At 61.9% G+C, this 12,226-nt stretch carries 8 protein-coding genes and 1 tRNA gene; 4 read left to right on the forward strand and 5 right to left on the reverse strand.

The features are described from left to right. Positions 1 to 108: 108 nt before the first annotated feature. From FR699_RS11375 to FR699_RS11390, 4 genes are all read left to right on the forward strand, one after another. Positions 109 to 1,557, forward strand: a complete 1,449-nt coding sequence (locus tag FR699_RS11375) for an MATE family efflux transporter (RefSeq protein ID WP_154553236.1) — start codon at positions 109 to 111, stop codon at positions 1,555 to 1,557. 96 nt (positions 1,558 to 1,653) lie between these two features. Then, positions 1,654 to 4,701 carry an FAD-binding and (Fe-S)-binding domain-containing protein gene (locus FR699_RS11380; protein WP_154552652.1) on the forward strand — a complete coding sequence of 1,016 codons (3,048 nt, stop codon included), beginning with the start codon at positions 1,654 to 1,656 and terminating at the stop codon, positions 4,699 to 4,701. Positions 4,702 to 4,781: 80 nt separating this feature from the next. Continuing rightward, on the forward strand, positions 4,782 to 6,098 hold the full coding sequence (locus tag FR699_RS11385; RefSeq protein ID WP_154552651.1) for a helix-turn-helix domain-containing protein: 1,317 nt from the start codon (positions 4,782 to 4,784) through the stop codon (positions 6,096 to 6,098). 77 nt (positions 6,099 to 6,175) lie between these two features. Then, positions 6,176 to 6,250, forward strand: a tRNA-Glu gene (locus FR699_RS11390). Between the two features lie 301 nt (positions 6,251 to 6,551). Here the strand turns inward: FR699_RS11390 and FR699_RS11395 are convergent. From FR699_RS11395 to FR699_RS11415, 5 genes are read right to left on the reverse strand one after another with little or no spacing between them, the layout of a single operon-like run. Further along, on the reverse strand, positions 6,552 to 6,758 hold the full coding sequence (locus FR699_RS11395; protein ID WP_154552650.1) for a hypothetical protein: 207 nt from the start codon (positions 6,756 to 6,758) through the stop codon (positions 6,552 to 6,554). Between the two features lie 17 nt (positions 6,759 to 6,775). Then, positions 6,776 to 7,843 (reverse strand): TrmB family transcriptional regulator sugar-binding domain-containing protein, encoded by a 1,068-nt coding sequence (locus FR699_RS11400; RefSeq protein ID WP_154552649.1) that lies wholly within the window; start codon positions 7,841 to 7,843, stop codon positions 6,776 to 6,778. Between the two features lie 18 nt (positions 7,844 to 7,861). Further along, a complete protein-coding gene (locus FR699_RS11405; RefSeq protein ID WP_158855486.1) occupies positions 7,862 to 10,090 on the reverse strand; it encodes an ABC transporter ATP-binding protein in 2,229 nt (742 codons plus the stop codon). Then, complete coding sequence (locus FR699_RS11410) at positions 10,090 to 11,124, reverse strand: ABC transporter permease (RefSeq protein ID WP_229770463.1); 1,035 nt, start codon at positions 11,122 to 11,124, stop codon at positions 10,090 to 10,092. The genes FR699_RS11405 and FR699_RS11410 overlap by 1 nt, the downstream gene beginning before the upstream one ends. Next, positions 11,111 to 12,118, reverse strand: a complete 1,008-nt coding sequence (locus FR699_RS11415; protein ID WP_158855487.1) for an ABC transporter permease — start codon at positions 12,116 to 12,118, stop codon at positions 11,111 to 11,113. The genes FR699_RS11410 and FR699_RS11415 overlap by 14 nt, the downstream gene beginning before the upstream one ends. Positions 12,119 to 12,226 lie beyond the last annotated feature (108 nt).

A 12,226-nucleotide genomic window follows, 5' to 3' on the forward strand; every position in this document is an offset into this window, starting at 1 on the left:
CCGGACGGCAACGATCCGAAGAGTATTAAACCACAGCGGGTGAACTATTTCTTCGTGGGGAAGTCTGAGTCCCAGAGCGATATCACCGAGGGGACGCTTATCCGCCCGATGCTCTCTATCGCCTGGCCGCTGGTGGTCTTTCAACTGCTGAACGTCGCCTACAACGTGACAGATACGATCTGGCTGGGCCACTACTCGACCGACGCCGTCGGTGCGCTGAGCATCGCCTGGCCCCTCATTTTTCTCTTTATTTCGATCGCTGGCGGGTTCAACTCCGCCGGCGCGATCCTCGTTGCCCAGTACACCGGTGCTGACAGCGATGGCTCGGCCGGCAAAGTGACGGGCAACCAGTTGACCTTCGTCATCAGTATGGCCGCGATTCTGGGCATCACGGGCTTTTTGTTGTCCGACCAGTTGCTCGCCTTGCTGCCGTCCGGGGCGGCGACGACCGAGCGGATCATCCCGATGGCCAACGACTACATGGAAGTCTTCTACCTCGGGTTGCCGTTCCTGTTTACCTTCTTCGTGTTCTCGACAGTGATGCGTGGGTACGGCGACACGAAGACGCCGATGTACGTCATGGCCGGCAGCGTCGCACTGAACCTCGTTATCGATCCCATCCTCATCTTCGGGTTCGCCGACAACCCACTGTTCTACCCGCCCGGTCTCGACGCGATCGGTGCGACGCTGGCCGACCTGACGGCCTTTGGCGGCCTCGGCATCGAGGGTGCAGCCATCGCGACGGTCTCCTCGCGCGGGCTGGCAGCCGTCGTCGGGATCGCGCTGCTGTTCTTTGGCGGGTACGGCCCGGCTGTCGAGATCCGCCACCTGTGGCCGGATCTGCGTGTCATCCGGGATATCGTCGACCTGGGCTTGCCGACGACGGCCGAGCAATCGGCCGCAGCGCTGGGACAGATCACGATGACGGCGATGGTTTCGATGTTCTCGCCCGCGGTCGTGGCCGCCTACGGCCTCACGAATCGCATCGGGACGATCGTGTTCCTGCCGTCGATGGGGCTGGGTCGGGCGACCAACACCATGGTCGGCCAGAACCTCGGGGCCGGCAAGCCCGAGCGGGCCGAACGGGCCACCTGGCTCGCCTCGAAAGTCGCTGTCGGCGTGCTGTTGGTCGCGGCCGTGGTGGCTTTCATCTTCCCCGAGCAGATCGTCGGCGTGTTCCTCGGGACCGGGACTGAAAAAGCGGCAGTTACGCTCGCGTTCGCGGCGACGTACCTGCAAGTCAGGGCCTTCGAGTTTGGCTTTATGGGCCTGTTTCAGGTCATTCTGGGGGCGTTCCGCGGTGCGGGCAACACCCGGATCGCGATGGTCCTCTCGATCGTCGCGCTGTGGCTCGGTCGTGTCCCGCTCGTGTACCTGCTCGCGGTCGATCCAGGGATGCTCGGCGAACTGGGTATCTGGATCGGCTTCGCGGCCGGTGACGTCATCGGTGGGATCGTCGCCGTGTTGTGGTTTACTCGTGGGACGTGGAAAGAGGCCGTCATCGAAGAGTCCAGTGGCGAGGAGTCCGCTAGCGAGGAGGCTCCCTCTGCTGGATAGACGGCAACGGCCGCGGCCACCGTTCCCTGTTCGGTCAGTGACACCCGGCGCGCCGAGAGCGTGACATATATCTCGGTTGGGTCGTAGCCTACTCCCATGGGAACGAGTAACCAGGTCGGACCGGGGGTACCCGAGCACACGGATCCGGCTACGGACGTCCGCGCGGATTATGACTATACGAGCGAGGAGGTACAGCGGCCGGGGCTCGTCGCGGATCTTCGCGAGCGGATCGACGGGGACGTCCGCTTCGATGAGTATTCACGGGAACTGTACGCGACCGACGCAAGCGCCTACGAGGTGTTGCCCATCGGCGTCGTCTTCCCGACATCGACGGCCGACGTGGCCAGTGTCGTCGAATACTGTGCCCAACGGGAGATTCCGGTCCTGCCACGGGGTGGGGGTACGAGTCTGGCCGGCCAGACTGTCAACGAGGCCGTGGTCCTGGATTTCACTCGCTACATGGACTCGGTGCTGGAGACGGACCCCGAGAACGCTCGGGCTCGGGTCCAAGCCGGGACGTACATCGGCGACATGAACAAGGAGTTCGCCGAACACGATCTCAAATTCGCGCCCGACCCGGCCTACGGCGACAAAAGCGCCGTCGCCGGCGCAATCGGCAACAACTCTACCGGCTCACACTCGCTGAAGTACGGCAAGACCGACGCCTACGTCGACTCGGTTGAAGTCGTCCTCGCGGATGGGACGGTCACGGAATTTGGCGAGGTCACGCTGGAGGAACTACAGGATCGAGCCGATCCGGACGGCGACCTCGAATCGCGGATCTACGCGGAGGTCGATCGGATTCTCGAGGAGGAGGCCGACACCGTCGACGAGCGGTTCCCGGACCTGAAACGCAACGTTTCGGGATACAACCTGGATCGGCTGATCGAGGAGGCCGCGGAGGGCACGGTCAACCTCGCGCGCCTGTTGGCCGGGAGCGAGGGTACCCTCGCCGTCATCACCGAGGCCGAGGTCTCCCTGGAGCCGGTCCCCGAAACGAAGTCCATCGCGCTGTTGGCCTACGAGGATCTCGTCGCCGCGATGGAAGACGTCGCCGTCATCCTCGAACACGATCCATCGGCGCTTGAAGTGCTCGACGAGACACTGCTGGAGCTTGCGGGACAAACCGAGGATTTCGGCCCGCTCGTCGCGGAGATGGTTCCAGAGGGGACGGGGGCGATGTTGCTCGTCGAATTCTACGCCGAGACCGACCAGGAGGGCCGCCAGAAAGTCGCCGATCTGATCGCCGACCGTGTGCCCGATGGCGAAAGCGAACTGCAACCCAGCGACGGGGCCACAGAGATCACCGACGATCCCCACTACGCCTTCGACGCTCAGGAGGCCCACGCCGACGACGAGCGCAAGCGCTTCTGGAAACTCCGCAAGAGCGGCAACCCAATCTTGCTGGGCCGGACGACCGACGCCAAACACATCAGCTTCATCGAGGACACGGCCGTCCCGCCGGAGAATCTCCCCGAATACGTCGCGGACTTCCAGGAGTTGCTCGAAGACGTCGGGACCTTTGCAGCCTTCTACGCCCACGCCGGCCCGGGCTGTCTGCACATCCGGCCCTTGGTCAACACCAAGACCACGGAGGGCATGGAGCAGTTCGAGGCTATCGCTGAAGGGGCGACCGATCTGGTCGTCGAGTACGGCGGTAGCGTCTCTGGCGAACACGGTGACGGGCGGGCTCGCTCGCAGTTCAACCGCAAACTGTACGGCGATGATCTCTGGGAGACCTTCGAGGAACTGAAGACCGCGTTCGATCCCGACTGGTTGCTCAATCCGGGCAACATCTGTGGCGACCACGACATGACCGAGCACCTCCGGTTCAGCCCCGACTACGACTTCGAGCTCGGGTTCGAGCCGACCCTCAACTGGGACAACGACAACGGGATGCAGGGTATGGTCGAACTCTGTCACGGCTGTGGTGGGTGTCGCGGTCCCCAGGATACGACCGGCGGCGTGATGTGTCCCACCTTCCGGGCAAGCGAGGAAGAGATCACCTCGACTCGGGGTCGAGCGAACATGCTCCGCCAGGCCATGAGTGGCGACCTGCCCGACGACGTGACCGACGAGGAGTTCGTCACGGAGGTGCTCGATCTGTGTATCGGCTGTAAAGGTTGTGCCAAAGACTGCCCCAGCGAGGTCGACATGGCCAAGCTCAAAGCCGAAGTCGTCCACCAGCACCACCAGGAACACGGCTCCAGCCTCCGGGACAAGCTGTTTGCCAACGTCGATCGACTGTTCCCACTCGGGAGTGCACTCGCGCCGGTTTCGAACTGGGCACAGTCGGTGCCCGGAGCGAGCTTCCTCCAGGAGAAACTTCTCGGGATCGCTCGCGAACGGAGTTTCCCGACGTTTTACCGGGAGACGTTCGTCGACTGGTTTGCCGACCGCGGACCGCAGGTCCCCATCGAGGAGGCCAAGCACAAGGTGTTGCTGTTTCCCGATACGTTCTCGAATTACAACCGGCCCCAGGCCGGCAAAGCTGCCGTGGAAGTGCTCGAAGCTGCCGGGGTCCACGTCGAGGTCCCCGCCGCGGTCGAAGACAGCGGCCGGGCAGCCCACTCGAAGGGCTTTCTCGATATGGCCCGCGAGCACGCCCGCGAGAACGTCGATACGCTCGCGCCCCGGGTCGCCGAGGGCTGGGACGTGGTGAGCGTCGAACCCTCCGTCGCGGTGATGTTCCAGCTCGATTATCTGGATCTCCTCTCGGGTTCGGACGTCGAAACGCTCGCCGAGAACGCCTACGGCGTCTTCGAGTATCTGGAGACGCACGGGCTGGTCGAGCAACTTGACGTCGAGCCGACCGGCGAGACGTTGACCTACCACGGACACTGCCAGCAGAAGGCCGTCAAGAAAGACCATCACACGTCGTCGGTGCTGTCGCGCGTCGGGTTTGCAGTCGATCATCTCGACAGCGGCTGTTGTGGGATGGCTGGTTCCTTCGGCTACGAGGCCGAACATTACTCGTTGAGCCAGGCCGTCGGGCAGATCTTGTTCGATCAGATCGAGTCGAGTCCGGGCGAGCGCGTCATCGCCCCTGGTGCGTCTTGCCGCCACCAGATCGGCGAAGGTGAGACTGCCAGTGACGATCCGCCCCATCCCGTCGAGGTGTTGGCCACGGACCTCGTGGCGTAATTGGTCGCCGATTCACCCGACGTGGCGGGGACGAACCCAGTCACAGCGCTTATATGCTGGCGAGCGGACTAGTCGAACAGATGTCCCGACGGGTCGCTGCGGTCGGGTTCGTCCTGGTGGTCGCCGCCCTCGTCGGGGCCCCGATCGCAGCTGCAAACGGTCTGCCTCTTGCCTTCTCGTCCGGTGACCAGCTGGACGAGGCGGCTCCGTCTTCCCCCTCACCTGCCGTCGCGGCTCCCGATCGTGGGGCGACGCTTCTGGCGGTCGGGGCCGAGGACTTCGATCAGACTTTGTTCCGCATCGAGGTTTCACAGACGACTGCTGCACGTTGGACGTTCCAGTATGCGCGGGTATTCGGCGACAACGAGTCTGAACGGGACAACTTCGAGGCGTTTGCAGCGAACTTCCGGACCAACCAGACGGATCTGTATGCTGGGTTCGTCGATCAAGCAACAGCGCTCGCGGCGACTGGGGCGAACGTCACCGGGCGCTCGATGAACGCGACGAACTTCAGCCGTGATGCCTACGTCACACCACTGGGTAACCGTGGCGTCGTCGAAATGTCGTTCACGTGGACGAACTTCGGGACACGCCAGGGCGAGGACATCCTCGTGAGTGACGTCTTCCAGGGCGGCCTCCACATCCAGTCCGACCAGCGACTGCGGTTCGTCGCCGGGCCCGAGTTGGCGTTCGAACGCGCCACCCCATCACCGACCAACAGCTCCGGATTGACGATCCCACAGAGCGACTCCATCACTTGGGTTGGCGAGCAAACGTTCACCGACCAGCATCCGTCCGTCGTCTTCCAACCGTCCAGTGCCCTTCTCACGCCAACGACGACAACGCGCCAAGCCGGCGGGACCGAGCCAGGCGGAACCGGATCGACACCGACTGCGACACCAGCCCTGACGACCACCGGTCAATCGCCGACGACCGCCGCCGGGGCCACGGGTCCCGATTTCGGTCCCCTGGTGGTCCTGGCAGCACTCGGTCTCATCGCCCTCGGGATCGGGGTTGCAGCCTGGCTGAATGGCGTCTTCGACCCGGATGAAGCGGGCGCCAGCGGGACGACCACCGACGACACTGACCGACCGGCCGACACTGTGGCCGACTCCCCCACCCCCGCCGAACCGAGCGTCGACGAGGCCGAGTTGCTCAGCGACCGTGATCGGGTTGTGAATCTTCTGGAGGAGCATGGTGGGCGGATGCGACAGACCGCTATCGTCGACGCCACCGAGTGGTCGAAGTCCAAGGTGAGTATGCTCCTCTCGGAGATGGAAGACGACGACGAGATCACCAAACTGCGGGTCGGCCGAGAGAACATCATTAGTTTGCCGGGCAACGAGCCTGCGGCCGCTCGATCACCGTTCGACGATATCGATGACAGCGAGCAGTGAGCGTGGCCCTGTGAGAGAATAGCGTAATCGAGTGAAAGCGGAACCGTTAAACCCGTCTCTACGCAACGTCTGAGTGCGCTCTGGTGGTGTAGTCCGGCCAATCATCTTGCCCTCTCACGGCAAGGACCAGGGTTCAAATCCCTGCCGGAGCACTTCTGTCGCGAGCAAATCCGTGAGTGACGCATGCAGCATTTGAACCGGGGCCACAGTCCCAGAACTGAAACGAAGTGAGCACCCCGGGACGTCTTCACTCGGCTCAATCCCTGCCGGAGTTCTCGTGAGCGAGCGTTCGCGAGCGAACGAGGGCACGGGAGACGGGCGGCACTCGTCTCACGGTGCACTTCTGTCGCGAGCAAATCCGCGAGCGACGCACATTCCCCGGGTTTTGACCGATCACCATTCACGTGCGACTCGAGAACCAAGTGAGTTCGAGCAATCAGCGCCGGGTGTCGGCTACGCTTCAGATCCCGAAAACGGCACCCAATCGACACGGAGAATGAGGACGATACCGGCCAGAATGATGAGCTGTAGGATACCTGTCACGATTGCGATGGCGTGGACGGCCGTGCCAGGTTCGATCACTGGGAACACCAGTGCGAGCATCGTCATCAGGATGAGATCCATCGTCAACAGGAACGACCACAGCGTGTTCATACTCATAGCTGGCAGCTACTCTATTACTTGTGCAGGGTGATATCAAGTGCCCGGTAATCCTCGAGGAACGCCCCTTCGCCACCCACTTTGATCTCATCTGCCCCGATCTGTAGTTTGAGGCCGTATTCGAGGGGGAAACTGTTCGTCGTGGGGGCGACGAGGCCCTGGATGACATCGATGACATCGCCTGTGATCTCTCGTTTCCGGGTCCCGTTGACCGGCACGGCAGTAGCCGTGGCCTTGATGGGTTGGTCTCTGGCGACGTGGAGGATCGCCTGAATGGCTGCCGGGCGGATATGATGGTAGGTGAGCGGCAGGTCCCGCGGCGGAGCCAGATATATCTCTTCGCCCATCTGCCAGAACCCACTCACGTACGAACCGAACAGGGCGGTCGTCAGGCGTCGCTCGACGACCGAGATACTGTCCGCTTCGGGCCGTGACCCGGCGATGAGGTCGTGATCACCGATCATGCCAGCCCGGTTGTCCCGCGCCAGGACGAACGGCGTCGGCTCTCCCCAATGTCGGACGACGGTCGCGGCGCCCTCGTACTGTTCGGTATTCTCTCTGAGGTCTTGTCGGTTCCCGGCTGTTTTCAGCAGGTAAATCGAGACGTCCCGATCGATCGCCCCAGAGAGTGACGGCCGCAGCTCGTCGAAGGTGGACTTCGGGGCGACGAGGAACAGCTCTTCTTCGGCGTCCCCGATCATTTCTCGAAGCTGTTTGAGGGCCGTCTGGCGGGATTTGATCACGTCGAAGGTGATCATCTCGTCGGGATTCTCGTCGTATCGCCGTGAGAGGAGATCACCAACCGCTTCGAGATCGCCGACGATCTCGTCGATCACTTCCTGTGGCGGTCGACTTTCGATGATCCGGGGTTCGGTGTAGTCGTGGACTTTCACGAAGCCGTGGTCTTCGAGCTCTTCGACGAGACTGTAGACGTATCGCCGCGAGATATCGGCGTTCTCGGCGATCTCACTCGCAGTCCCCTTCCCCAGATCAAGGATCTCCAGATACGTCTCGATCTCCTTATCCGAGAGGTCGAGCCGTTCGAGTTGCTCGATGATCTGTGATCGCTGTTTCGCTTGACTCATGACAGGCGAATGTGGGCGTTATACCGTTTCGTCGATGGAAGCCATTGTGTCTTCGTCGGTGAGCGGTTCACTGTCCCAGTATTCGTGATCTTCGTCGTCCCGGAAGCAACTTGCGGAATGGGTTCGTCCACCTTCGATGTCGCCACCGAGGGCCGGAGACTCGTGTTTACAGACTTCTCGGGCTTCAGGACACCGCGTGTGGAACCGACAGCCCGACGGCGGGTTCACCGGATCGGGGATGTCGATCGATCGAATCGGCGGCTCCGAAACCTCCTGGTCGGGTTCGACCGAGGCAGTTGCCCACTTCAGGACTTTCGTGTAGGGATGTTTCGGATCTGTGAGCACTTCGCCCGCAGGACCGATCTCGACGATCTCGCCCAGATACATGATGCCGAGTCGACCGTCGGATTTCTCGGCGAGATACCGGGCGTTCGAGAGGTTGTGAGAGATGAACAGGTAGGACGTATTGAACTGCTCTTGGAGCTCCAACATGAGGTTCATCATCTCGACGCGCAGCGAGACGTCGAGCGCCGAGACGGCCTCGTCGGCCAAGATCATGTCGGGGTTCATCAACAGTGCGCGGATCAGTGCGACCCGCTGTTGTTCGCCACCCGACAGTTGGTGTGGATAGCGATTGGCGTAATCAGCTGCCGGTTCGAGCCCACACCGCTCGAGCATTCCCAGGACGCGTGCCTGTCGGTCTTCGCTCTCTAAGTCCGGTTGCCACCGCTTTAGCGGTGCGGCGAGAGATGCCATTACGGTCCGGTTGGGGTTCAACGCGCCGCCCGGATCCTGGTGGATGATCTGGAGGGATTTGCGGATCTCCTTGTAGTCGATCTCGCCGATCCCGTCGTCTTTGGTGGCCCAGATGTCCTGACCTCGATAGGAGACAGTCCCGCCCGTTGGTCGCTGGGCGGCGATCCCGGTCTTGCCAAGCGTCGTCTTGCCACAGCCACTCTCCCCGACCAGCGCCACCACGTCGTTTTCTGGAATTTCCAGGGAGACGCCGTCGACGGCCCGGACGATGTCCGGCTCTTCGAAGAGATCGAGGATGTTCTGGTCTTTCTCGAAGTGGACTTCGACGTCATCGAGAGTGACGACTGTCTCGTCGTCGGCCGTCGGGCGCCGTTCCCGATCGACGGTACCCTCGTAGGCGTCGGCGTCGATCTCGAGTGGCATCTCCGCTCTGGCTCGCTCCCAATGATAACACGCCGCGAAGTGGTCTTCGTCCGTCGACGCTGCCCCGCCGTTGTCCGTCCCGATGTCGTGGAAGGGCGGGTGTTCTTCTAGACACTCTTCGGTCGCGAGCGAACACCGGTCGGCGTACGTACAACCTGCCGGGATATTCGAGGGATGTGGGGCCGATCCGTCGATTGGTTGCATCGTGTCCAGTGGCGCATCGAGGTTCGGAACGGCCTTCAACAGCGATCTGGTGTAGGGGTGGCCCGGCTCCGTGATGATCTCGTCTGATGGCCCCAACTCGACGATCTCGAAGGCGTACAGGACACCCAATCTGTCAGCCAGCCCCGCGACCAGCGGGAGGTCGTGGGTGATGAACACGATCGAGAGATTGTACTTCTCCTGGACGTCGTCGATCAGGCTCAAAATCGAGCGCTGCATCAACAGGTCCAGGGCGCCGGTCGGCTCGTCCATGACTAGCACTGACGGTTCGAGGACGATGCTCAGCGCGATCAGTGCTCGCTGGGACATGCCGCCACTGAGTTCGTGTGGATACGAATCCAGTACCCGATCCGGATCGAGATACAGGTCAGAGAGCAGTTCCCTGGCCCGCTCGATGCCTTCGTTTTGACCGACGTCGTGGGCTCTGAGCGTCTCCTCGAAGTGGCCCTTGATCGTCATCGTCGGGTTGAACGAACTGAGTGCCCCCTGGAAGACCATCGAAATCTCCTCCCAGCGAAGCGACTTCAGCTGTGCGGTCGGGATGTCGAGGACGTCGATCGCCTCACCTTCTGCTGGTTGATAGGTAATGTCTCCCGAGACCTTTCCGGGCTTCTCGACGGCGTCGAGCAGTGCCGAGGCGAACATCGACTTGCCACTGCCGCTTTCGCCGACGATACCGAGGATCTCTCCTCGGTGGATATCGACGTCGACGCCGTTGACGACGTTTGCCTTGCCTTCGCCCGTCTCGTAGGAGACGACCAAATCTCGGACGGTCATGATATCGTCTTGCTGACCGCCGATCGGTTCCGCCTGCGTCACCGTGTCGATAGAATCGTTCGTTGCCATTATGAAACCGCTCCTACGGAGGTTGTCGGTTCACTTTCTTCGTCCTCTTCGGGTCCGTCTTCCCCGGTTACTGTCTCGGCGTGGCGCGCACGCACGCGCGGGTTGAATAACCTGTCTGCCGACTGCGCGAGCAACGTCAGGCCGAGTGCGACGAGGACGACTGCGAACATCGGCACTGCGAGCCAGTGGAACGCCTCGAGTGACGTGACAGCACCGGCTTTCTGGTATGCCGAGTTCATCATCACTCCCCAGTTCGTGCTGCTGTAGGGCAACACGCCGAGGAAGTACAGTGCGACAGAGTTGAAGATCACCCAGCGGGCCTGCTGGACGAAGTTCATCGCGATGTACGGCATCAGATTCGGAATGATGTCGATCCCGAGGATGCGCGTCAGCGAGATATCCATGATCCGTGAGGCCTCGACGTACTCAGACTCCCTGAGCGTCAGCACCTGCGAGCGCAGCGAGCGGGCCAGTCCCGCCCACGCGTTGATCGACAGCAGAATGCCAATGAGGTACGGATTCCCGGCGATCGGCAGCGATGCCGCGAGGATGATAACCAGGGGCAGGCCGGGGATCGTCATGGCGATGTCAGAGATCGTCATCAGGACGCCATCGACAGTCCCGCCCTTGTATCCGGCCGTCGTCCCGATTACCGTCGCGACGACGACGGTGAACAGGGCCCCGGAGAGGATCATCTTCAGCATGCTCGGCGCGCCGTGGACGAGCTGTGCCAGTACGCTCTCGCCGAGATAGGTCGTCCCAAGCGGATATTCGAGGGTTCCCCACGGCCACGGTGCTGCCAGGAGCGGGCCGAGTGGTTCCGGCCGCGCGACCAGGCTAGGCGCGATCAACGAGAGAAAGAGGAACAGCCCGATGATGAATAGTCCGATGCGTGCTCGCCAGTCTGTCCAGAGGATCCGGGCTGGGGCAAGCAGGAACTGGTCGACGCGATGGCGGATCCGATCGCGCCGTGACAGTGTCTTTTCGGCCGTTACTTCGAATGCATACTCCGAATCTGCGTTAGTACGACTCACGTTCAGCACCTCCGCTAGCTCGCGGGTCGATAAGACCGTACGTCAGATCGGCGATGAAGACGCCGATCACCACTGCGATCGTGATGAGGAGGAACGCACCCATCATCACAGGGAAGTCACGCCGCCCGATCGACTGGATCAGCTTCCGGCCCAGCCCCGGATACGCGAAGATCTCTTCGAGGATGACCGAGCCGCCAAACATGTAGCCAATCGAGATGAGCAACAGCGTGTACATCGGCAACAGCGCGTTCCGGCCGACGTATCGCAGCGCGATGCGGCCCTCCGAGAGTCCCCGGAGTCGCGCGACCCGGAGGTAATCTTCTCCGAGGATCCGGATACTGTTGCCCCGCATGTTCAGCGCCCAGCCCCCGAACCCGGTCAACACGAGTGAGCCGACCGGGAGTGTCGCGTGTTTGATCGAGCTAATGACGAATTCGAGGTTCAATCCAGGTGTGACCCCGGACGCGTAGTGGCCCCCGGTGGGCAACAGTTCCCACTGGTAGCCGACGAACGCGATCAACACCAGTCCAACGACGTAGAACGGGACTGACTGCAGGAGGATCCCAACGCCCGTCGTCGTGATGTCGAATTTGCTCCCTTCCCGGTAGGCCATGAACGCCCCGAGTCCGATCCCGATGACGAACATCAGGAACAACCCAGTCGTCATGATGAACAGCGTCCACGGCGCTCGCTCGGCAAGGACCATCGAGACTGGCTCGTTGAGCCAGACGGACTGGCCTAAGTCACCTTGGAGGAGCCCCCAGAGATAATTGCCGTACTGTACCCAGATTGGTTCGTCCGGAGAGATCGCCGTCAATGCCTCGATCCGTGCCTGCAACTCGGATGGAGAGATGCTCGGATTTTGCTGCATGAGGTAGCCGCGCAGGGCTTGCATTGGGCCACCGGGTAACAATCGGATCAACCCGAACGTGAGCGTGATGACGGCCCAGACGGTAAAGACAGCGCGTCCGGTTCGTTTTAGTACATAATTCATGGTTATTCGTCGTGTATTGTGGACGAAACGGAAGTATTTGTGGTGGTTTCGTCACCGGCGTGCCGAGCGAGCGACCCTGTGGGGAAGTGGACGATCGGCGTGTGGTGG

Source organism: Halorhabdus sp. CUG00001 (genome assembly GCF_009797925.1).
Classification (GTDB): domain Archaea; phylum Halobacteriota; class Halobacteria; order Halobacteriales; family Haloarculaceae; genus Halorhabdus.